This window comes from Aquamicrobium terrae (assembly GCF_040545735.1).
In the GTDB taxonomy this organism is placed as follows: domain Bacteria; phylum Pseudomonadota; class Alphaproteobacteria; order Rhizobiales; family Rhizobiaceae; genus Mesorhizobium; species Mesorhizobium terrae_A.
In genome coordinates, this window is record NZ_JBEPML010000005.1 from 86,225 (window position 1) to 107,991 (window position 21,767).

The 21,767-nt window shown below is 66.3% G+C and carries 24 protein-coding genes; 2 read left to right on the top strand and 22 right to left on the bottom strand.

The genetic code is table 11. The annotated features are described in order from the left end of the window. The first annotated feature begins 121 nt into the window (after positions 1-121). Positions 122-715: a GNAT family N-acetyltransferase gene (locus ABID37_RS09135; protein ID WP_354193953.1), complete on the top strand. Its 594-nt coding sequence runs from the start codon at positions 122-124 to the stop codon at positions 713-715. 60 nt (positions 716-775) lie between these two features. Here ABID37_RS09135 and ABID37_RS09140 read toward each other — a convergent pair whose 3' ends face one another. The 7 genes from ABID37_RS09140 to flhA form a co-directional block, all read right to left on the bottom strand. Then, positions 776-1,060 carry an SCP2 sterol-binding domain-containing protein gene (locus ABID37_RS09140; protein WP_354193954.1) on the bottom strand — a complete coding sequence of 95 codons (285 nt, stop codon included), beginning with the start codon at positions 1,058-1,060 and terminating at the stop codon, positions 776-778. Between the two features lie 157 nt (positions 1,061-1,217). Next, positions 1,218-1,733, bottom strand: coding sequence for a hypothetical protein (locus ABID37_RS09145; protein ID WP_354193955.1), 516 nt, complete (start codon positions 1,731-1,733; stop codon positions 1,218-1,220). 19 nt (positions 1,734-1,752) lie between these two features. Further along, complete coding sequence (locus ABID37_RS09150) at positions 1,753-2,175, bottom strand: hypothetical protein (RefSeq protein WP_354193956.1); 423 nt, start codon at positions 2,173-2,175, stop codon at positions 1,753-1,755. A 9-nt stretch (positions 2,176-2,184) separates the two neighbouring features. Further along, positions 2,185-2,727, bottom strand: a complete 543-nt coding sequence (locus ABID37_RS09155) for a rod-binding protein (RefSeq protein WP_354193957.1) — start codon at positions 2,725-2,727, stop codon at positions 2,185-2,187. 71 nt (positions 2,728-2,798) lie between these two features. After that, entirely contained in the window at positions 2,799-3,182 is a 384-nt protein-coding gene (locus ABID37_RS09160) for a hypothetical protein (RefSeq protein ID WP_354193958.1), read from the bottom strand. A gap of 4 nt (positions 3,183-3,186) precedes the next feature. Continuing rightward, positions 3,187-3,948 (bottom strand): flagellar biosynthetic protein FliR, encoded by a 762-nt coding sequence (gene fliR / locus ABID37_RS09165; RefSeq protein ID WP_354193959.1) that lies wholly within the window; start codon positions 3,946-3,948, stop codon positions 3,187-3,189. A gap of 63 nt (positions 3,949-4,011) precedes the next feature. After that, complete coding sequence (gene flhA, locus ABID37_RS09170; RefSeq protein ID WP_354193960.1) at positions 4,012-6,099, bottom strand: flagellar biosynthesis protein FlhA; 2,088 nt, start codon at positions 6,097-6,099, stop codon at positions 4,012-4,014. 153 nt (positions 6,100-6,252) lie between these two features. Between flhA and ABID37_RS09175 the strand changes: the two genes are divergently transcribed. Next, on the top strand, positions 6,253-6,975 hold the full coding sequence (locus ABID37_RS09175) for a class I SAM-dependent methyltransferase (RefSeq protein WP_354193961.1): 723 nt from the start codon (positions 6,253-6,255) through the stop codon (positions 6,973-6,975). A gap of 27 nt (positions 6,976-7,002) precedes the next feature. Here ABID37_RS09175 and ABID37_RS09180 read toward each other — a convergent pair whose 3' ends face one another. The 15 genes from ABID37_RS09180 to fliF all read right to left on the bottom strand — a co-directional run bounded on the left by ABID37_RS09180 (position 7,003) and on the right by fliF (position 21,660). After that, positions 7,003-8,649: an MFS transporter gene (locus ABID37_RS09180; protein WP_354193962.1), complete on the bottom strand. Its 1,647-nt coding sequence runs from the start codon at positions 8,647-8,649 to the stop codon at positions 7,003-7,005. A gap of 171 nt (positions 8,650-8,820) precedes the next feature. After that, positions 8,821-9,087 (bottom strand): flagellar biosynthesis protein FliQ, encoded by a 267-nt coding sequence (fliQ, locus tag ABID37_RS09185; RefSeq protein WP_354193963.1) that lies wholly within the window; start codon positions 9,085-9,087, stop codon positions 8,821-8,823. A 48-nt stretch (positions 9,088-9,135) separates the two neighbouring features. Next, on the bottom strand, positions 9,136-9,582 hold the full coding sequence (flgD, locus tag ABID37_RS09190; protein ID WP_354194288.1) for a flagellar hook assembly protein FlgD: 447 nt from the start codon (positions 9,580-9,582) through the stop codon (positions 9,136-9,138). Positions 9,583-9,587: 5 nt separating this feature from the next. Further along, on the bottom strand, positions 9,588-10,028 hold the full coding sequence (gene flbT, locus ABID37_RS09195; RefSeq protein ID WP_354193964.1) for a flagellar biosynthesis repressor FlbT: 441 nt from the start codon (positions 10,026-10,028) through the stop codon (positions 9,588-9,590). Next, the gene (gene flaF, locus ABID37_RS09200) at positions 10,025-10,372 is read right to left on the bottom strand and encodes a flagellar biosynthesis regulator FlaF (protein WP_354193965.1); all 348 of its coding nucleotides are present in this window, start codon (positions 10,370-10,372) and stop codon (positions 10,025-10,027) included. The genes flbT and flaF overlap by 4 nt, the downstream gene beginning before the upstream one ends. A 15-nt stretch (positions 10,373-10,387) precedes the next feature. After that, positions 10,388-11,437: a flagellar hook-associated family protein gene (locus ABID37_RS09205; protein ID WP_354193966.1), complete on the bottom strand. Its 1,050-nt coding sequence runs from the start codon at positions 11,435-11,437 to the stop codon at positions 10,388-10,390. A gap of 8 nt (positions 11,438-11,445) precedes the next feature. Further along, entirely contained in the window at positions 11,446-12,882 is a 1,437-nt protein-coding gene (gene flgK, locus ABID37_RS09210; protein ID WP_354193967.1) for a flagellar hook-associated protein FlgK, read from the bottom strand. A gap of 26 nt (positions 12,883-12,908) precedes the next feature. Beyond that, a complete protein-coding gene (locus tag ABID37_RS09215) occupies positions 12,909-14,153 on the bottom strand; it encodes a flagellar hook protein FlgE (protein ID WP_354193968.1) in 1,245 nt (414 codons plus the stop codon). 85 nt (positions 14,154-14,238) lie between these two features. Further along, the gene (locus tag ABID37_RS09220; RefSeq protein WP_354193969.1) at positions 14,239-14,907 is read right to left on the bottom strand and encodes a response regulator transcription factor; all 669 of its coding nucleotides are present in this window, start codon (positions 14,905-14,907) and stop codon (positions 14,239-14,241) included. Positions 14,908-15,096: 189 nt separating this feature from the next. Then, on the bottom strand, positions 15,097-15,687 hold the full coding sequence (locus ABID37_RS09225; RefSeq protein ID WP_354193970.1) for a transglycosylase SLT domain-containing protein: 591 nt from the start codon (positions 15,685-15,687) through the stop codon (positions 15,097-15,099). Beyond that, entirely contained in the window at positions 15,617-16,837 is a 1,221-nt protein-coding gene (locus tag ABID37_RS09230) for a flagellar hook-length control protein FliK (protein WP_354193971.1), read from the bottom strand. The genes ABID37_RS09225 and ABID37_RS09230 overlap by 71 nt, the downstream gene beginning before the upstream one ends. Continuing rightward, the gene (locus tag ABID37_RS09235) at positions 16,834-18,141 is read right to left on the bottom strand and encodes a MotC family chemotaxis protein (RefSeq protein ID WP_354193972.1); all 1,308 of its coding nucleotides are present in this window, start codon (positions 18,139-18,141) and stop codon (positions 16,834-16,836) included. Before ABID37_RS09235 ends, ABID37_RS09230 begins: the two co-directional genes overlap by 4 nt. Continuing rightward, a complete protein-coding gene (locus ABID37_RS09240; protein ID WP_354193973.1) occupies positions 18,138-19,382 on the bottom strand; it encodes a MotB family protein in 1,245 nt (414 codons plus the stop codon). The genes ABID37_RS09235 and ABID37_RS09240 overlap by 4 nt, the downstream gene beginning before the upstream one ends. Then, entirely contained in the window at positions 19,379-19,990 is a 612-nt protein-coding gene (locus tag ABID37_RS09245; RefSeq protein WP_354193974.1) for a hypothetical protein, read from the bottom strand. Before ABID37_RS09245 ends, ABID37_RS09240 begins: the two co-directional genes overlap by 4 nt. Then, positions 19,990-21,660 (bottom strand): flagellar basal-body MS-ring/collar protein FliF, encoded by a 1,671-nt coding sequence (gene fliF, locus ABID37_RS09250; RefSeq protein ID WP_354193975.1) that lies wholly within the window; start codon positions 21,658-21,660, stop codon positions 19,990-19,992. Before fliF ends, ABID37_RS09245 begins: the two co-directional genes overlap by 1 nt. Positions 21,661-21,767: the final 107 nt, after the last annotated feature.

Below are 21,767 nucleotides of genomic sequence, written 5' to 3' on the forward strand. Positions count from 1 at the left end.
GTGCGCCGGTGAAACCTCACTGACGCATGGTCCTTTCCGAAGCAAACAGGCTTCGGGGCCATGCGTTTGCCGGCGCGCAGGTTCGCTCGTGGAAATTATCCGCCTGTGAAGGATCGCGGACATGAACAGCCTTGCCATCGCCACCACCGATTTCCAGACCGCCGGTGTTGTCCAGCACCTGCCGGCATTCACTGTGGAAGCCGAACTGCCTGCCGACGTGGCAGCGCGGGAGGCCTTGCTCGACCGTGCCATGGGGCCGGGGCGCAAGCGCAAGTCTTCCGAGAAGCTGCGGCGCGGCCGCAGGCCGGCGGAAGGGCTGGCGCTCGTCGCCCGCTCGGCCGAGGGCGCGCTGCTCGGCACGGTGCGGCTGTGGAACGTCACGCTTGGCGCGGGCGGCCGGCCCGCGCTGCTGCTCGGGCCGCTGGCCGTCGAGCCGGCAGTGAAGAGCGCCGGCATCGGCTCGGCGCTTATGCGCCAGGCCATCGCCGAGGCAGAGCGCCTTGGCCATGGCGCGATCCTTCTGGTGGGCGACGAGCCCTATTACAGCCGCTTCGGCTTTTCGGCCGAGCGCACCGGCACGCTTGCCATGCCGGGGCCCTACGAGCGCCATCGCCTGCTGGCGCTGGAACTGGCGGGCGGCACACTGGACGGTGCGTGCGGGATCATCACCGCCTCCGGCCGCAAGCTGCGCAACGAACGGACGCACGCTGCCTGAACGAAAAAAGCCGCCTTGCTCAGGCGGCTTTTTCATTTCTGCGGATCGGCGTCTCGCGGATCAGCCGATGAGCTGGCTGAGCTGCATGGCGATCGACATGTCGCCCTCGATCTTCAGCTTGCCGCTCATGAAGGCCATGGTCGGGTTCAGCTCGCCGGCAAGCAGCGCTTCCAGATCGTCGAGCGAAAGCTTGATGGTGCAGTCGGCCGGGCCGTCGGTGGTGGAGATGCTGGCGCCGTCGATCAGGATCACGCCGTCGCTTCCCGTATCGAACTTCACCGACCGGTCGAAACCGGAACTCTCGACCTGCGACTTCAGCCTGTCTGCAATGTCCTGCACGCCCATGGCTCTCTTCCCGTGATTTTCGCGCTCTTGCGCTGTTGCGTTTACGGGGCAATGCTCGCGCCCAAGAGAGGGCACATCGCGCACCGTTCGCCGCTTTATAGGTTGGTATTGACGTTTACGTCAACGTGATTTCAAGGGAAACGCTCAATCCGTCTCTTCAATGTGTGCCGGCCTGCGGTGCCTCCGCTGGCTGCGTGGCGGGCTTTCGGCGACGCTTGGCATTGTCACGGATGTCGTCCTTGGTCAGGAAATCGACCTGTTCGACCAGCACTTCGTGGACCAGCTTGTCGCCGACGCGGGCATTGATGTTGTCGCGAACCCCGGCGCGGAAGGCATCGAGGTCCAGCGCGGCGCGGTCGGAGAAATCGAACTGGGGATTGGAATAGAGGTAGGAATAGACCTGATCGGCGATCAGCGCCGAAGGCGGCACCGAAAGCTTGTTGAGCTTGGCAGGCTCGGCGGTGAACACCAGCCTGGCGATGAAATAGCCGTCGACCCTGGCGTTGCGCACCACCGGTACGGTGATGATGTCCGTCTTCACATAATCGAGGCCGCCGAAAAGGGCCGGTGCCGGTGCCGCATTGTCGTCCTTGCCGGAATTCTGAAACGAATAGAACACGGCGCCGACCGTGGCGGCGCTTATCCAGAGGGCTGCGACGACGAACTTTATCATGGCGCGGGGGCTGTCCGGATCATGGCTGCGCCCAGCCGAACCCGCCGGCGGAATAGGTGCCGTCGGCCTCGGCGTGCTGGATCGCATTCTTCAGCAGGTTGGCCACTTCGGTCACCGCGTTGAGATGCGCCAGGATCGCCGCCTCGTTGCGGGCCAGTTTCTGGCGCAGGCGCTGGAGCCCGTCGCGATGTTCGGCCAGGTTTTCCGGTCGCCCGGTCTTCATCGCGCGGTTCAGTTCATAGAGATAGCGGCTCTTGCGGGCGTTGGAGGCCTTGATGTCGAAGCCGGGATCGGTGCGGATGGCGGCGGTTTCGGCTTCGACGGCCTCCTCGATGCGGCCGATGATGGCGGCAAGGCTTCCGGGCGCGACGGACGAGGCGGCAGGGTCCGCGGAACCGAGGCGGGCGGGCAGGGCGGGAGTGAATTCGGAATATTCGTTCATGACCCTGCCTTACTTGCTGGGGAGCTCTGTCTGGGCCGGACCGGCATCGCCGAGCGAGCGCACGATCCGCATCTGGATCTGGTGGACGAGCGACGAGGACATGCTGAGCTGATCGTTCAGTTCGGCTTTTTGCGGATTGGCCGAGACCGGCACGATGGTTTCCCCGTATGATCCGGTGAGATACTGGGCGGCAGCCAGCGATTTGGCGATGCCGATGCCGCCGCGATCGGAAACCACGTCGGCAAGATGCTCGGCCATGCGCGCCTTCCACATATCGCCGGCGAACCCCTTGCCGTAGACGCCTTCGGCGTCCTTCGGCAGCATGGTCTCGATGAAGGTTTGCAGCACCATCGCCTCGAAGCGCTTGAAGCTGCCGGCGCCGTCCGCCGGCTTTGGCGCGCGCGCCGCAACGGATGCGGTCCCGGCGGCCTCGAATGCGGCGTCCGTGCCGCCGGTGCGGTTCAGCAACTCGGCATGGGCCTTGCGGACATCGGCCGGATCGGCGGCGCGGGCCACGTCGAGCACGATGTCGCTGGGGGGAGAGATCGCCAAGAAAAGAACCTTCCGCCGTTTTTCTCAAGTTAGATCATGCCTCGGAAAGCTTGCCGCAGGCTGACGTGAGTCTACTTGCCGGCCTGCTTCTGCTCGATGAGGTCGAGCAAAGTGCGCTCGGCGAGGCGGCGTTCGTCGGCGCGCCGGGCCTCGCGGTAATCACGCTGCACCATGTTGGTGCGTGCCGTTGCCGTGGCCAGTTGCGCCGCCTCGCCGTGAGCCATCTCAAGCTCGGTCCCGGCGCGGGTGACGGCATCGGCGATCCTGCGATGGTAGACCTCCGGAAACAGGGAAGACAGCGAGCCGGGTGCGTCGAACCCGGCGACCAGTTCCTCGGCCTCGCGCTTTGCGGCGGCGGCGGCGGCCAGGTGCATGGCGTGGCGCATTTCGTGCAGGGCCTTGAGCTGGTCCTGGACCTTGACGAGTTTCTTCAGGCGCCGGGTGCGTGGCGTCATGGGGTCACCTTGCCAGCGTCATGCCGAGGAAGCCGTTGGCGAACAGCGAAAGCATGGTCGAGAAGGCGAAATAGAACAGGATCAGCCCACCTGCGACGACGAAGGGCAGGGAGATGAAGTAGATCGGGATCTGCGGCGTCAGCTTGTTGACGAAGCCGACGGTCAGGTTGACCAGTATGGCATAGGCGATGAAGGGGCTGCCCAGCCGCAGCACGAGGAAGAAGCTCTCCGACACCGTGTCGGCCACGTCGATCAGCGCCGCCTGCGGGTTGAAGAACACGTTGACCGGCGCGATCGAATAGGAGGCGATGAGGGCGCGGATGATTTCCTGATGGAAGTCGAACACGAACAGGAGAAGCAGCGCCGACATTGAGATGAGGGCGGCAAGCGGCCCCTGCGGATCGGCCTCCTCGATCGCCGTGCCGCCCATGCTGTTGAACCCCATCAGCATGGCGATGGCGGTGCCGATGAAGCGCATCGCTTCCATGTAGAGCCGGGTCAGCGCGCCGATCAGGCCGCCCACCAGCAGCTCCGAGACGATCATCGGCGCGAGGATGGACGGACGCACATCGACGAAGGGGTGGATGCGATCCCACAGGAAGGCGAGCAGGGCGATGGTGACGGCGACGGCGGTGAACAGGCGCACCTGCATGGGCACGCGCGCGCTGGAGAAGCCGGGCATCACCATCATGCACGCGCCGATGCGGCAGAAGGCTAGGAAGGCCGCCAGTATGGCGGTCTGGCTGAGATCGGCAAGACCCGTCATGGACCCGTTCCGGGCAGGGGTGGGGGTACAGCCCCGGTCACGCTCACAAGTGCCTCAAGCGGGTCACGAAATCGTCCCCAGCACGCGGATTTCGACGCCCCGCGCGATCTCGACATGGCTGAGCACCGGCAAGGTCGGGTAGAGGCGCTCGATGATCATGCGCACATAGGGGCGTGCGTCGGGCGCGGTGACCAGCACGAAACGCTCGCCGGCCTCCAGATGGCTGCGGATCGCCTTGGTGGCGTCCTGTCCGAATTCCTCGAGCTGGCGCGGGTCGATGTCGAATTCGCGGATTTCGCCCTTGGCGTCGCGCTTGAGGCTCTGGTGGAAGGCGAGGTCCCAGCGGTTGCCGAGCCGCAGCACCTTGAGCACGCCGCCTTCGGACAGGTCGCCGCAGATCTGCTGGGCCATGCGGATGCGCACATGCTCGACGATCTGCTCGGTGCGGCGGATATGCGGCGCGATCTCGGCGATGGCCTCGATGATGAGGTGCAGGTTGCGGATCGACACGCGCTCGGCCAGAAGCAGCTTCAGAACCGCCTGCAGGCCCGGATAGGAGAGGTGGGTGGTGCAGATCTCGTCGGCAAGCTTGCGATATTCCGGGTCCTGGCGTTCCAGAAGCGCCTTCATGTCCTTGTAGGAAAGAAGCTGCGGCAGGTTGTTGCGCACCACCTCGGAAAGGTGGGTGAGCAGCACCGACATGTTGTCGGCGAAGGTGAAGCGCTCGCGCTTCAAATCCTCGGCGAAGGTTTCCAGCACTGAATAGGCGCGCATGCCGAAGGCCGGTTCCTTGACCTCCTCGCCCGGAATGTCGGGCAGGGTGCGGTTGCCCAGCAGCACCATGATCTCGCCGACGCGCATCTCGTATTCGGCCACCACCGTGCCGTGGATCTTGATCTGATAGCTCTTGGGCGGAATGGCGAAGTCATCGGTCAGCCGCACTTCGGGCACCACGAAGCCGTATTGCTGCGCGAACTTCTTGCGCATCTTGCCCATGCGGAAGGCGAGTTCCTGATGCGAGGTGAGCAGCCGCGTCGAAAGCTGCTTGCCGATCAGCAGCTCGATCTCGGCGGTGGCGAGGGAGGCCTTGACCGAGTTCTTTTCCTCGTCGGCCTTGGCGGCGGCCTCGGTCCTGCGGGCGTTCTCCTCGGCGGCCTCTTCGCGCTTCTGGCGCATCGGGATGACGTAGCCGAGCCCGGCCATGGCGCAGGCCAGCACCAGGAAGGGGAACAGCGGCAGGCCGGGCATCAGGCCGAGCAGGGCCAGCAGCGAGGCGGCGACATAGAGCGCGCGCGGGTAGGCGCCGAGCTGGCCGAACACGGCCTGGTTGGCCGAGCCGCGCGTGCCGCCCTTGGAGACCAGCAGGCCGGCGGCCAGCGAGACGATCAGCGCCGGAATCTGGGTGACGAGGCCGTCGCCGACCGAAAGCTTGATGAACACGTCGGCGGCCTCGCCCATGCTCATGCCGTGGCGCAGATAGCCGATGGCGATGCCGCCGACGATGTTGATGGCGGTGATGATGAGGCCGGCGATGGCGTCGCCGCGCACGAATTTCGACGCGCCGTCCATGGAGCCGAAGAAGGAGGATTCCTCTTCCAGTTCGCGCCGGCGCAGCTGCGCGGTCTTGTCGTCGATGGTGCCGGCGGAAAGGTCGGCGTCGATCGACATCTGCTTGCCGGGAATGGCGTCGAGGGTGAAGCGCGCGCCGACCTCGGCGATACGCGTCGCGCCCTTGGTGATGACGATGAAGTTCACCACGATCAGGATCAGGAACACGATCAGGCCGATGACGAAGTCGCTCGACATGACGAGCCTGGAAAAGCCCGAGATGACGTGGCCCGCCGCATGCGTCCCTTCGTTGCCGTGCGAGAGGATGACGCGCGTCGTGGCGATGTTGAGCGACAGGCGCAGCATCGTGGCGATCAGCAGGATGGTCGGGAACGAGGAGAAGTCGAGCGGGCGCTGGATCCATAGCGCGACCATGAGGATCAGCACCGACAGCGCGATGGAAAAGGCCAGCCCCATGTCGATCAGGAAGGCGGGAATCGGCAGGAACAGCACTGCGAGAATGACGACGATGCCCAGCGCGAAGAAGATGTCGCGGCTGTTCTTGCCGGCGCTGCCGGATATCGCTGTTTCTGCCAGGGCCACCTGCTTCTCCACATTCCATGCCCGCCGGCGCGCAGTTCGGGCGCTGCAACCTTAGAAGGCGAAGCTTGTGCGAGAATGGGAGGGCGAAGGTGGAAACCGCCCCGCCGGTCCGCTATAGACCGCGCCTTTGCGATGGAAAGCACAGGAGGCGTCATGAACGGGCAGGATGACAAGGATCATTGGACGCGGGTGGCGGCGGACTGGATCCGCTGGGCGCGGGCGCCGGGGCATGACGCGTTCTGGGCCTATCGCGATGCGCTGCTGGCGTTCATCGGCAGCGGCACAGGCGATGTGCTCGACGTAGGCTGCGGCGAGGGCAGGGTGTCGCGCGAATTGAAGGCGCTCGGCTATCGGGTGACCGCCCTCGATCCGGTGGCCGAGATGATCGAGGCTGCCCGGCAGGCGGATTCGGCCGACGTCTATGTGGTGGCCGGCGGTGATGCGATACCGTTCGAGGACGGGCGTTTCGACAAGGCCGTCGCCTACAATGTGCTGATGGACGTGCAGGACGTGCCGGCCACGGTGAAGGAAATCCGCCGCGTGCTGAAGCCGGGCGGCGAGCTGATCGTTTCGCTGGTGCATCCCTTCCGCGACCGTGGCCGCTTCGCGGGCCCCGAACTGGACGCCCCGTTCATGCTGGAAGGCAGCTATTTCGGCATCGAGCGCTTCGAGGGCATGGAAGAGCGGGATGGGTTGCGCATGGATTTCGCGGGCTGGTCGCAGCCGCTCGAATCCTATGCGGCGGCGCTCGAAGATGCCGGGCTGGCCATCACGGCGCTGCGCGAGCCGTTGCCGGCGCCGGAGACTGCGGGCCTTCAGCGCTACAATCGCATCCCGCTGTTTCTCTGGCTCAAGGCCCGGCCGCTGGCAGGCTGACGCGAGGGGCATTCCCGGACGGCACGGTCAGTGCAGGTCGATCGGACCCTTGGGTGTGACGATGGCCTGCTGTGCGCTGGTCTGGCGCTCGATCATGCGGCGCACCCGCGGCCGTTCCGAGCCGCTGTGCAGCGCCCGGATGCGCTCGGAGATCTCCGCATCGGCAAAGGTGGCGCGGGTGTTGTGGCGCACATATTCCAGCCAGGTGGGCGTGTGGTAGCTCTCGATCCAGATGTCGGGGTTCTCGAGATCGCGCGCCAGCGTCCAGTTGCGGGCGCCGTCGCGGCGGCGGATGCGGCCGCGCTCGGCCATCAGCTCGATGAATTCGGGCAGGTCCTTTTCCCTGATGACATATTCGATCAGGATGGCGATGGGGCCGCTGCGCGGTTTCAGGTCGAGCGACAGGAGCGGCTCGGTCCAGCGGTTGAGCGGATCGAGGTTCATCGTCGTCAGTTGCGGCAACGGCACGGCGAAGCCGAGGGCGCCGCCGACCAGCATGGAGATGGAGGAGGCGATGAGCGCCGCTTCGACGCCATGCGCTTCGGCCACCACGCCCCATACCCAGCTTCCAAGCGCGATGCCGCCAAAGGTCGATGTCTGGTAGATGGAAAGCGCCCGCCCCACCACCCAGCGCGGGGTAGACATTTGCACCGTGATGTTGAAATGCGACAGCGCCAGCACCCAGCAGGCACCGCCGATCAGCAGGCCCGCGGCGGTAAGCCAGGCATTGGAGCTGAGGGCCGCGGTCAGCGCGCAGATCGAGAAGCCGATGAAGGCACAGCGCACCATCACCTCGCTGGCGAGCATCTGGCGCAGCCGGCCGCTGAGCAGCGCGCCGACCACCGCGCCGAGGCCGAAGGCCCCCAGCATGATGCCGTAGGTGAGCGGGCCACCCCTGACCAGATCGCGTGCAACCAGCGGCAGCAGCGCCAGGATCGAGCCGCTGGTGAAGCCGAATACGGACGACCGCAACAGGACCTTGCCGATATTGGGCGACATGGCGACGTAGCGGATGCCGGCACCCATCGCCGCTCCCAACGTCTCGCGCGGCAGCCTGGAGGCCGTGAGGTTCGGCTGCCACCGAGACAGGACGGTGAGCAGCGCCACATAGCTGGCGGCATTGACGGCGAAGGCGGCGGCGGCACCGGCCGCCGCGACGATGATGCCGCCGATGGCCGGGCCTACCGAGCGGGTCAGGTTGAAGCCCATCGAGTTCAGCGCCACGGCCGCCGGCAGGTCCTCGCGCGGCACCATGTCTCCCACCGATGCCTGCCATGAGGGATTGTTGAGGGCGGTGCCGCAGCCGATCATGAAAGTGAAGGACAGGAGCAGCCAGGGTGTGATGAGGCCCTGGTAGGCGAAAATGGTGAGCAGCACCGACACGAGCAGCATGAGGCCCTGCGCCACAAGCATCACCTTGCGGCGGTCGAAGCTGTCGGCAATGGCCCCGGAGACGAGCGAGAACAGCATGATCGGCAGTGCCGTCGAGGCCTGGACCAGCGCCACCATGTTGGAGGAGGTGGTGATGGAGGTCATCAGCCATGCCGCGCCGACGCTCTGGATCAGCCCGCCGAAATTGGAGGCGAGGCTGGCTGTCCACACTGCGCGGAAAATACCGTGCCGGAAAGGGGCGAGGGTCGAGCTCTTATGCGTGCCGTTTTCGTCGTCGATCAAGCGTCTCGTTCCGCCATTGGCGGACCTCTTCAATCCGGATTGTTCGTCGCCAATATGGAGCGGGGCCCGGTTCGGAGAAGGCCTGTGCCTAACAAGGATGCGTCGCGTCGCGCTGTCAAGTGCCGGGGCAGGTGGTGGCGGACGTGGACCGGTGCAGGGGGCGGAACTGGTCTAGAAACCGTTTTCGACGCGCTCGAAGATGACGTTGGCGAAGGCGGAAATCTGGCTGCCGACAAAGGGACCGGACAGCGCCACCACCAGCATGATGGCGACGATCTTGGGCACGAAGGTGAGGGTGATTTCCTGGATCTGGGTCAGGGCCTGCACCAGGGCGATGCCGATGCCGACGATCATGGCGACCAGCACCACGGGCGCGGAGGCGACGAGCACCGTCCACACCGCATATTGCATGATGTCGAGCGCATCGGCTTCGTTCATGGCTTCAGCCCGGTCCTCCGCTCCGGGGCTCGCATGCCCCAGGCGTTCCTACGCCGGCGTTTCTCCGGTTTCCCCGTCCGAATTGCCGGCCGGCGGCGCGCTGATGCTGACGCCGGGGCCGATGAGCACCTGGGTCCCGTCCTCCAGGATGCCGACCATGCCGTCGGAGAAGATGCGCACCTCCTTGACGATACCGGAAACCTCGCCGTCGAGGGAGCTGATATGATGGCCGATCAGGTCGGTGGCCTGTGACAGGCTGGATGCCTGCAGGATCTGGTCCAGCTTGGTGTTGGCCTGCATGGACTGCTCCACCTGCGAGAAAGTGGCGAGCTGGGCCACATACTGGGTGGAATCCATCGGCTGGGTGGGATCCTGGTTCTTCATCTGGGCGATCAGCAGCCGCAGGAAGGAATTGTAGTCCACCATGGCCTTGGACCGGGCGGAGGAAGCCTGGTTGGCGCCATTGGGGATGGAGGTGGTCATGTCGACGTTCATGGTCATCAGGCTCCCACGGCTATCGGTTCGCGCTCGTGCAACTCCCGGTCGCGGCCGCCCCGCAGGGCGGCCTCCTCGATCGGATAGAGGGCGCGGATGGCTTTCAGCGCGCCATAGACATCGCCTTCGCCGACCATGCGGTCGACCTGCTTGAGGCTGGCAAGGATCTGCTCGTCCTTGAAGCTGGCCAGGAGCAGCGGCAGCGATTTGCGGAACATGTCGCGGGCATCCGGCGCGCCTTGCGGGTTCATCAGCATCACCTGCAGTATGAAATAGAGCTGGCGCAGCGGCGTGCTGGCGTCCTCCGGCTGGAGCACGTGGTTCTCCAGCAGGAACTGGACATCGTTCATCAATTCGATCGTGACCTTGCGGTCCGGGCGGATGACGGCGCCGTTGATGTAGATCTTCTCATTCGCCTTCAGGGAGAGCTTGAGGGTGCTCTTCATTGGATGCCGTCCCGGATGATCTGAGAGATTTCGATGATGCCCTGGAAATCGGTCGTCCGGCCCTGGCGGATGTCCTCGGCCTCGCGCAGCACCCACAGGCCGATCGAGATGAGGTTGGCGCGCAGTTCCTTTGGCAGGGCGTTGTCGCTGGAGCCGAGGTCTTCCAGGAGCGTGGCCCACACGCGCGCCGTGAAATGGAGAGCCTCGACGGCCTCGCGGGTCTCGGGGCCGGCGGCGGCCGCCGCCGTCAGCATGTCGATGGAACGGCTCAGCAACTGGTGCTCGCGGTCCCTGGCGTCGGCCACCGAGTCGGTCTGAATGTCGGCGTAGGAGAATTGGTACATCGCAAATCCGCCCCGTCAGGTGAGGTAGTTCAGCAGGCTGAGCTGCTGGATGCGCGCTGTCAGCGCGAAGGAAGTCTGGATATGGGCCATCAGGTCGTTGACGCGGTTGGCGGCCTCGTAGGGGTCGACGCCTTCCAGGTCGATGATGTGCCGCTCGAACAGGTCGATCTGCGTGTTGATGCGGGTGCTGGCTTCCGAAACGCGGTTCTGGATGATGCCGGTCTGCGACTGCAACTGCCCGAGATCGGCGATGGCCTCGCCGGCGAGAGCCTGCGCGCGCCTGGCCACGGCCGACTTGGCCTCCTCGCCAAGATTGCCGGAGAAGGCCTCATAGGCCAGCACGGCGGCCATGGCGGCCTTGCGAAGCCCTTCGTTGTTGGCGCTGACCGAGGCCGGGGTCGTCTCGTTGAGGGCGATGCGGCTGACGATGGTCTGGTCGGTGGCGTTCGACCAGTTGGCCTCCCAGCCGGCGCCGAGGAACTGCGGCTCGACGAGGTCGGTTATGAAGGATTCGATGTCCGCCGCGGAGATGTCGGCGGCGGCCGGGTCGTCCTTGGTGAAGCCGAAACGGGCATGAAAGGCGGCGTCGAAGGCCGCCTTGGCCGGCGAGGCCGGGTCGAGGTAGTCCTCGACCGGGCGCACATCGGTGTTGGTGCCGGCGAACAGATATTCGCCGTTCATGCTGGAATTGAGGATCGTGGTCAGCGATTGCAGCATGGTGCTGCCGCTCTTGGCGGTGACGCTGTCGGGCGAATCGCCGGCGACGGCCACGGTGAGCGCATTGACGAGATCCTGCGTGACCGAGACGATCTGGCCGAGCGAATCCTGCGTCGACTTCAGGCGTGCGGACACCAGCGCGTTGGAATCGACCAGCGCGTTCAGGCGGTCGAGATCGCGGTGGAAATTCACCGCCTGCGCGCTTCTGGCCCCCAGTGCGAGGCCGGTATCGGCGACCCTGCCCGAGTCCATCTCCTTCTGGGCCTTGACCAGATCGACCTGCATGCGCGTCTGCGAATAGCGCATTGCGTTGGAGATGGCGGCGGAGGAGACGGAAACTGCTTTCATGGCAGGTCCTAGACGGCGTTCAGTAGCGTTTTCAGCATCTCGTCCACCGTGCTGAGCAGACGGGCGGATGCCTGGTAGGTGTGTTCGAGGTCGAGCATGAGCGACATTTCCATGTCGATGTTCACGCCCGTGGCGTTGGACAGGGCCTCGGCGGTGCGCGCGGCCAATGCTTCCTTGGTGTTGGCAGACGTCGTCGCCTGCTGGCGGGCATTCTCCAGCCAGCCGATGGCGTTGGCGGAATAGGCGGTGACGCTGGCAGCGGCGGTGATGCCGGCGGCGGGATGGAACGTCATCGGCTGGTCGAGCCTGTCGCCCAGCGCGATCAGCCGGTCCGCGAAGGAGGCCGTGCCTCCCGTGTTCGCCACATAGGCGGCGCCGTTGGCACCGCCGTCGCGCAGCAGGTTGACGTTGCCGCCCTGGTCGGGATCGAAAGCGGCATTGATCGAGATCTGTCCGGCCAGGCCGTTGACCAGGGTTCCGGGCACGCCCGGCGCGCCCGACCAGGTGAACAGGCCGGCTGCGTCCGGCAGCGGCGGCGCGGTTTCGGCGAAGGCGCCGATGAGGCCGCGGGCGATCTCGTCGAGTTGCGCCTGCATGGTGACCGAGGCGCCGTCGCGCAATTGCAGCAGGCCGGCCAGCTTGCCGGAAGCCTCGCCGGTGCTGCCCGCGACCGGCACGTTGTCGATATAGACCGTGGCGCCCGCCATGCCCGGCGCGTAGGCCGGCGAGGGCGTAAAGCTTACCGGGCGCGCCACCGTCTCGAACATGGTGACGCCGCCGGTGGTGGTGATGACCATGTCGTTGTCGGCGCGCAGGTGGGTGGTGACCGGCACATGCTCGGCAATCTTCTTCAGAAGCGCGTCGCGCTTGTCGAGCGCGTCCGAAACGTCGGTGCCGGTGCGGGTGCCGGCAACGATCGCCTTATTGACGCTCTCGAACTGGGCCAGCAACTGGTTGAGCTCGCCGACCGAGGTCGCGATCTGGCTGTCGATATCGGCGCGGAAGGCCTGGATGGCTTCGGTGCCGCTGTTGAGCGAGCGCACCGCCTGTCGGGCCGCGTCGATGACCGTCGCGCCGACATTCGGGTTCGACGGCGTGGTGGCGTAGAGTTGCAGCGCATTGTGCAGCTTGCCGATGGCCGTGGAGGCGGAGCCGGCATTGTCGACGCCGTTGACGGCGAGTTGCAGCCGGTCGAGCCCGCTCGACAGGATGCTCTGGCCGCTCCAGGCCGACAGGGCGGAGAGGTTCTGGCGGAAAAGCTGCTGGTCGACGGCCCGCTGGACGACGACCATGCGCGCCCCCGGCGCATTGGAAACGACCTGGGCGATGCGGCGCGAATAGTCCGGATTGGAGGCATCCGCCACGTTGCGCGTCACAACATTGGTCTGGCGCGACGTCGAAAGAAGCGCCGATTGTGCGATGCTGAGTGCGGATGACAGCGACATGCTAAAGGTTCACGGCTGGCGCCGCCTTATCTCTTGAGGTTGACGAGGACGTCCATCAGTTCCGAGCCGGTCTGGAACACCTTGGAATTGGCCGTGTAGCTGCGCTGCGCGGCAATCATGTCGGTCAGTTCCTCGGCGATATCGACGTTGGAATTCTCCAGCGCGCCCGAGACGATGGACCCGCGCGACTCGCTGTCGGCGCGCCCGATGGTGACGGGACCGGAATCGCCGCTGACGGTGAACACGTTGCCGGGCAGGACGGTGAGGCGGTCCGGGCTCGGCACCTCGGCCAGCGGAATCGTGTAGAGGGCCAGCGTGGTGCCGTCGCTGTAGAGGGCATAAACGGTGCCGTCGCGGCCGATTTCCACCTTCTCCACGGAAGTGGCCGGGTGTCCGTTCACTTCGCCGATGGCCTTGAACTCGCTGCCCACCTGCTTGAGGCTGGACAGGTCGAGGTTGAGGGCCGCGCCGTTGGGCACGGTCAGCGCCAGGGTGCCGGCGCCGGCAAGCGTTCCATCCGGGTTGAAGTTCAGGGTCGTGGTGCCGAGCGGCCCGTTCGCGTAGGGGAAGGAGCCGCCGGTCGCGGCATCGTCACGGTCGAACACCGACACTTCCCAGCTATCGGGGCCGGTGCTGGTGAAATACACGTCCAGCGTCTTCTGGTTGCCCTGCGTGTCATAGACGACGAGGGACGATTTCGCCGTGTACTGGGCGCTGGCGCCGTTTGCGGAGGGCAGGTCCCCGGCTGCGACCGGGGTTGCGCCCGATGGCAGGCTGCCGTGATAGGCGCCCTGCGTGCTTGCCTCGGGATCGGAACCTGCCTGCGGGATCGTCACCGGAACGAGGCCGCCATAGTCGCCGACGCCGCCGGTCGGGGCCGTGCCGTATTCATAGGCCATGAGCTGGAAGCCGCCGGCATTGACCAGCCGGCCCATCCCGTCGGGCACGAAGGCCCCGGCGCGGGTGAGGAAATTGGTGCCGCTGGGGTCCTGCACGACGAAGAAGCCGTTGCCGTCCACGGCCAGATCCGAGGCCGAGGTGGTGTATTTGTGGATGCCCTGCTTGCTGATCGAATTGATGACCGTCGTGGTCACGCCGCCGGAGGTGTAGCTGCGCCCGGTGTTCGGCATGATCATGGACGAGAATTCGGTCGAGGCGCGCTTGTATCCGGTGGTGTCGGAATTGGCGATGTTGTCGGCCGTGGTCGCCAGCCGGCTTGATTGGGCAGCCATGCCGGAAACGCTGGTCCGCATCATTCCATAGAGGCTCATCGAGACGTCTCCTCAGATCCACCTTGTGTGGGAAACAGGATAGGCCGTCTGTCTTGCGCGAGGCTGGTGCGGGCCTCGGTGCCCATCACAGAACGAGCCGGTAGCCGAGGAAGCGCTTGGACTCGATCGGATCGTGGCCGAGCCTCTCGCGCAGCTTCTTGCGCAGCTTGGAGATGTGGCTTTCCACCACGTTCTCCTCGACCTCGTCGTCGAAGATGCCATAGATGGCGTTGAAGACCTGGGTCTTGGTGACGCGCCGGCCGCGATTGGCGGCCAGGAATTCCAGGATGCGGCGCTCGCGGCGTGGCAGCGGCAGCGGCTGGCCGTCGATTTCGGGGTCGCGCCCGTCCATGAAGATGCGCATGCGGCCGACCTCGGTGTAGTCCGGTTCGGTCTCGGCGCGGCGGCGGATGGCGGAGATACGGGCGAGGATCTCGCGGATGTGGACGGGCTTGCGCACCACGTCGTCGACGCCGCTTTCGAACAGTTTCAGCGTGTTCTCTAGGGAGTTCTGTTCGCTGAGCGCGATCACCGGTGCGCCGGTGCGGCCCCTGATCTGGCGCGGCGAGATGCTGCCCTCGCGGCAATCGCCGATGAGGAAGGCGCTGACGCAGCGCAGATCGTCTTCCGCCGCGCTCGACACCCATTCGTCGAACTCGGTCGGCGCGAAACCAGTGCAGGCTACGCCTTCCCTGTCGAAAAGTGAGTTGAAACCCGCAGTTACGAGTTCGCGTTCGTCTACGACCACGATCATCGGCCCGCCTTCCGAATCAATTCATTAACCCCTTGGAAAGGGTTAACGGCGGGCCGGAATCCTGACCAACCGTCAATTTTTATGGCCATGATTTTGGGGAGTGGACAAACGCTCTGGTTGTAGGCGGTTCCGCTTGTTTCTATGTCGTTCGGGAGGTTTTCATGCCGGACAGGGTGGCCTGGCTACAATTCACGGCCGGCAGAAGGCGCGGGCATTGTCCGTCCACTTGCCGAACCCGACCGCCACCATGTTGGCGATGACGCGGCACACATAGACCTTCTGCGCGGGGTCGTTGTCCGGGCCGGCATGGTAGCGGGCCACAGCCATCGACCATGTCGTGTGGCGGGCATGGAGGCTGGCAAGGAAGCGGGCGGCGTAGTCGACATTGCGGCGCGGATCGAGCATGTCCTCGACGCTGCGGAAATTGCCGGCATGATAGTGGTGGTTGACCTGCATGCAACCCAGATCGATCAGCTTCCGGCCCTGCCGCTGGGCGTCGTTGAAAGCCGCCACCGCTTCCGCCCGGCTTTTGGGAAACAGGGCTTTTCCTTCTATATTTAAGGCGTTGGGCTGGAGGCTGCCTTTCCTTCCGGTTTCCGTCAGGCCGACGGCGTAGAGAATGCCGGCGGGGATGCCGTAGCGTTCCGAGGCGCGCAATATCTCCCGTTCGCAGGCATTGGCAGAAGCTTTGGCCGGGAGCGCCGGAAAGCTAGATGTAAAGGCCGCCGCCGCTATCGCCGCGAGGAGACGATGGCGGATGCGCGCTGGTTTCGCTGTCATACGCGGTGCCTCCGGATGCATGTCGTTCCCCTTGCGAGCCGCCCCCGCTGCCTGACTGGCCGGGCTGGAAGGCCGAACCGTCGCGGCCGGCAAAGCCTGCCGCATCCGCGCGCGCGGCCGGCGTTGCAGTGCCCGAAGGCGGCAGCACCGTGACCTTGGCGATGTCGAAACCGAGATCGCGCATGGAGCGGACGATGGTTTCGCTGTCGGAGGACAGGTGGCGCCATGCCTCATGGGTGTCCGGCGCGATTTCAATCGAGAGTTGATCTCCCGCCAGATGGAGGCGGGCGCTGACCATGCCAAGCTCCGCCGGGTGCAGCTCGATCCTGAGCGTATAGGCCGGGGCGGCGTTTTTTTGCGCCCAAGAAGCTGGCAAGGCGGGGGCGGAAACGGCCTGTTTCAAGCCTTCGTCGCCGGCGATCGATGCCACCAGTCCCGCCAATGTCGGGTCGGAAGCGAGGGGTGCGGGCGCTGCGAAACTCTGCGCTGCCGTCACCGTCACACGCGGAACGGGCTCCTGCCGGGGGCGCGCATCCGCACGCGGACCGGGCGTGGCCGGGTCGTCGGCTTCGGCCTGCGGCCGGAGGCTGACGGGCAAATCCGGTTCCGGCTGGCTTTCGGCCTGCATGCCGGCTGGTGTGGCAGCCGGCGAAGCCGGTTCGCTCATGGCCGGCTTCTCCGCTGCGGGGAAGGCCCTGAAGGCTTTTGCCTCGTTCGGGACCGGATGTCCGGAGCGGCCGTCGTTCATTGCCGGGATGGCGGCGGTTTCCGGCCGCCGCGGCAGCGGCTCCTCCGGGGCCATCTCCTCACCGTTGGTGTTGTCGGCGGGAGAGGCGGCGCGTTCCATTTCGCGCCAGCTCATCAGCAGCGGCAGGCGCTCGGCAACTGGCGGAGCCATGCCGGGCATGGTGCCGGCTTGGGCGCTGTCTTCTTTGTCGTGCCGTGCCTCGTCACGTTCGACCGTGCTTTTGTCCCCGTCGTCGGAGGGACCGGGGACGGCCATTTTCCTGCCGGTCCCGGTTTCAGCGCGCCTGCCCGGGTGGCGGTCGAGGACTTCGCCGAAATCGGTGGTGTCTTCCTTGCCGCCGTGTCGGCCGGCTGTCGCCTGGGGGGCGGCGACGGTCAGGGCCTGTGCGATGCTGACACTCATAGCGGTGCGGTCCCCAGCAACTGGTCGATCTTGTCGATCGTGCGGCGCATGTTGGCGATGGCCTCGTCGGTCTGGTCCGGCTTCGTCGCCACGGGTCTGTCGGCGGCGACCGCCGGTGCCGGGGCAGCCGGCTTCGCTTCCGGCTCCGGCATGATGCCTTCGACCAGAGGCAGTTCCGCCTCGTCCTGCGGCGAAACCGCCTCGGGCGTCGTGGCCTGCCGGGCTGCCGGCTCGGCCTTCGGTGCGGGATCATCGGCAAAGACGCCGGCAGGCGGGGCCACCACCTCGCTGGTGATGGCGCGCGCCGCATCGAGCAGCATGCGGTCGCCGGGGGAGAGCTTGTCGCGGTCGATCCCGCGCAGCTTCTCGGCCAGGTCCTTCACCGGCTCGCCCGTCACGTTGGACAGGCCGGAATAGAGCAGGGTGCGCGGGTCGTCGCCGCTGCTGGTCCCGTCATCGCCGAGCCTGGCCTTTGCGGCGGCGAAAGCCGACAGGTCGCTCAACCCCTCGATGGCGGCGCTGCGGGCGATGCGCAGCCAGATAACCCGCCCGCGCTCCGTATCCATCAGCGACACGATGCCGGCCAGCCTGTCGCGCCCCATGGCAGGGTCGAGCGCCACCGCGCCGGCGACGAAAGCGTCGGCGAACTGGCTGGCATAGGGCGAATGCAGGAAGCGGGCCACATATTGCGTGGAGGCTTGCGAAAAGCGTTCGGCGTCCGCGGCGGTCGCGGCAATGGTGATCGAGCGGCGCAGGGCCGCTTCCTCCACCAGCGTTCCGGGGGCCAGAAGCCGTGCCTTGTCGAGCAGGCCGAGGGCCGTGGCGGGAGCCTCGCGTGCGAGCAGCGAGCCCTTCACCAGCGCCACGAAAGTTGCGATGTCGTCGGGAAGGGCAGTCAGGTCGAGGCTTTCAAACGCCTTCAGCGCGGTGGCCGGGTCGCCGTCCAGGTATGCGATCACGCCAGTGGCCAGCGCCTTGTCGCGGTCGTCGAGCTGGAGGCGGGAGACGGCGGTCTGCAAGGTAACGGGATTGCCGCCGCTCATGCCGTAGACGAGCAAAGCGCGGAAGTTGCGCGGCTCGGCGAAGTCCGCCGTGGCGGCCTTGCGCAGGCGCGCGTCGGTGAGTTCCAGCAGCTTGCCCTGCATGGGCAGGGCCGCATGGTCGCCGGCCGCGATGCGGTCCTGCACCAGCTGCAGCGAACGCACGAGCTGATAGGGCTGCAAGCCTTCGCTCGGCGCCGCGGCCTGCGCCGGCAGGGCGAGCCAGAGGCCGGCGAGGGACCAGCACAGGGGGAGGCGCCTCATCCTTGCGTCTCCAGCAGGATGGCGATGCGGCGGTTGACGGCGGCCAGCGGGTCGGCCTTGTTCCTGGGCTCGCGGTCGGCGAAGCCGGACACTTCCTTGATGCGGCTCTCGTCGACGCCGCCGCGCACCAGCATATAGTAGGCGGCATGGGCGCGGGCGGTGGACAGGCGCCAGTTGTCATAGGCGGCGCTGCGGAAGGGGCGGGCGTCGGTGTGACCCTGGATGGACAAAAATCCTTTCTGCTCCTCGAGGATCTTGCCGATCTTCTCCATGGCGATGACGAGCTCGCGCCGGGGCAGCGCCGAACCGATCTCGAACATGCCGAAGTCGAGCTGGTCGGTGATCGAGAGGATGACGCCGCGATCCGTGGCTTCCACCGATATGCCGTCGCCGATCTTGTCGCCGGTCCCGAAGGCCTGCGCGATCTGCTCGCGAATGTCCGCTGCGGCCTGCCGGGTCTTCTGGCTGGGCTCGGCCGGCGCGGGCTTGTCTTCGCGCGGTTCAATCTCCGTCTTCGGGGCCTCGGCCGCCTCCAGGATGCGGTTCACTTCCTCCACGACGGTTGCCGGCTCGGCCTGCTTGGCCGGCTCGGCAGGCTCCGCCTTGTCCTGTCCCTCGGATTTCGGACCCTCGGCGCTCGCCTCGGCCATCGGGTCGGTCATCTGCTGCGACCAGAAATCGGGCGCGAACGGATCGCGGTAGAATTCGCCGCCGGAGGCGCCGGAAGCAGGCCCGGAATTCTGCGCGCCGCCGTCGCCCTTCTCGCTGATGTTCTGCAGCCGACCGGTATTGGCGGCAATCTCGGCCAGCACCGCATAGGGGTCGGCGAACAGCTTCTCGTCCGCCGAAAGCGTCGGCGCACCGGCGCTTTCCAGCTCGTTCTGTTCCTTCACGGAACCGGCATTGCCTTCGCCGTCCGTGCCGATCTTGGCCAGGGCTTCCAACGGGTCGTTTTCCGCCCGTCCGGAAGAGGCGGGGCCATCGCCGAGATCCTCCAGCCCCTTGCGGCTGGCATTGCGGTCGATCAGCTTGATCGGGTTGAAATAGCTGGCCACCGCGGCGCGGGTCTGCTCATTGGCGGCGTTGATCAGCCACATGACCAGGAAGAAGCACATCATAGCCGTCATGAAGTCGGCGAAGGCGATCTTCCACACGCCGCCGTGATGGGCCTCGTCCTCGTTGTGCTTGCGACGGACGATGATGATCTCCTGCCGGGGTTCGTCGGTGGCGCTGGTGCTCATGACAACATCTCGGACAAGGCTGTCGACCATTCGCTCATGCGGGTCTCGATCACCGTCTCATCGATGGAGACGGTGAGGTCGAAGCCGGGAGCCTCGCTGAAGTCGAGGTTTTTCGTGCGGTCACCGAGCATGACGGCAAGCTTTTCGTAGAGATGCGCCGGGCCGTGAACCTGGATGCGGATCGCCTCGGCGTCGTCGAGGGCCGCGCCGATGCTTTCGGCCAGTGCGGCCAGCGACCGCTCGCGCAATGCATCCGAAAGGAGGCCGCCGATTGTGCGGGCGGCCGCCGCGCCGATCGCCTGGGAAACCTGCTCCTGCAACTGGTCCATGCGTGCCGCGATGCGCTCGCCGATATCGGCGCCGAGGGTTTCCATGAACGCCCGCGACTCGTTTGCCGCAGCTTCCTGGACTGCGGCCAATTGCGCCGCGTGCGCCTCGGCCAGACGCGCTTCGAGTTCGGCCTCGGCGTTGGCGACCGCCTCGGCGATCAGCGTGCCGATATCGGGTTCCGCGGGTCTGTGCATGGGCGCCGCATGGGCCGGCGCTTCGGCTTGGCCCTTTGCGGGGCCGAAATCCGGCAGCAGATCCCAGAGCGCGAGCGTGGACATCAGGCGGCCGCCTCGATGGGCGTGGCGGCGCTTTCGGCGGCGGCCCATTTGCGCAGGATCTGGGCGGCGCGTTCATCGTTGAGGTCGACCATGCGCACCAGCCGCTCCTGAGGAGCAGGGCGCAGCTTGCGCCCGATGTCGTCGAGTTGCGGGGCAGGGGCCGGGGCATAGGTGGCATCGGCCAGCGCCGGCATTTCGGCGCTGTCGGCGGCGATGTCCGGCGTCGGCAGGGAGCGCTGCATCTCCTCGAAACTCGAGCCGGCCAGCGCCGGGGCGGGCCGGGCGGTCAGCGCGGCCGCCATCGGCCGCAGCCCGAAGAAGGCGACCAGGAAGGCGACGGTCACGAAGGCGGCGGCGTTGATGAGGGTGCCGGTGTATTTGCCGAGCGATTCCATCATGCCGGGCTGCGGCAGGGCTTCCCCGTCGAGCCCGTCGATGAACTCGACCGCCGACACGTCGATGACGTCGCCGCGCTTCTCGTCGAATCCGGTGGCGGAGGCGACGACCTTGCGGATCTCGGCCACGCGCTCGGCAAGCTGTTCGGGCGTGGCGTCCTTGCCCAGCACGGACAGCAGGCGCTGCTGGTTGACCACCACGGCGACCGACATGCGGTCGACCGTATAGCCGTTCGAAACGGTGGCGACGCGCCTGGAGTTGATCTCGTAGTTGGTGATCTCCTCGCGGCGGTCGTTCTGCGAGCTGGACTGCGGCCCGTCGGAGGCGACCGGCTGCGTCTCGGGCAGATTCTGCTCGACGCTGGTGGGGACGGCGGACTGGCGCTGGCTGCTCGCCTCGTTGTTGCGCACGCTCTGCACCGAACGCTCGACGCGCGAGGCGGGATCGAAGGTGGTTTCCTCGATCTGCCGCGAATCCGTGTTCACGTCGGCCTTGACGCTGGCGCGGAAATTGTCGGTGCCCAGATAGGGCGTCAGGGCGCGCCGGATGTTGTCCTCGATCTGGGCTTCGACGGTCTGTTCGACACCGAGGGCGCGCGCGGCGCTGGTGTTGGACGGATCGTCGCCGGCGGCCAGGAGCTTACCGGCGGAATCGAGCACCGTCACCTTCTCGGCGCCGAGGCCGGGCACGGCGGCGGCAACGAGATGGCGGATCGACTCGGCCGTGCGCACGCCATCGACGCCGCCGTAGCGGATGACGACGGAAGCCGAAGGCTGCTGTTCCTCGCGGCGGAAGTTCGCCCGCTCCGACATGACGATGTGGACGCGCGCGGCCTTGATGCCGGCGAGCGACTGGATGGTGCGCGCGATCTCGCCTTCCAGCGCCCGCACGCGGGTGATCTGCTGCATGAAGGAGGTCAGCCCCAGCGAACCGACATTGTCGAACAGTTCGTAGCCGGCATTGGCGCTGTTGGGCAGGCCCTTCTCGGCCAGCAGCATGCGGGCGCGGGCGGTGCTGCCCGTCGCCACCAGCACGCTGGTGCCTTCAGAGCCGACGTCGAAGGGAATGCCGGCATCGCCCAGCACCACGCCGATCTGGCTGATGTCGGAGCGTTCCAGTCCCACGTAAAGGGTCTCGTAGGCGGGCCGGTTCAGGTAGATCGAACCGACGACGATGGTGGCCATGATCAGGGCCGCCATGGCCCCCATCAGCGCCAGGCGCCTGGTGCCGAACCCCTTGAGGTTGTCGATGATGGTCTGGATCTGCTCCGGCACTGCCCCACGGCTCCCGCATGTTGGCCCATGCAGAGCCTAGCTGGCGAAGCTTGTGCGAAAATGAAATCGGGCCGCCGGTGGGGCAGCCCGATCAGGCAGAAGCAGGA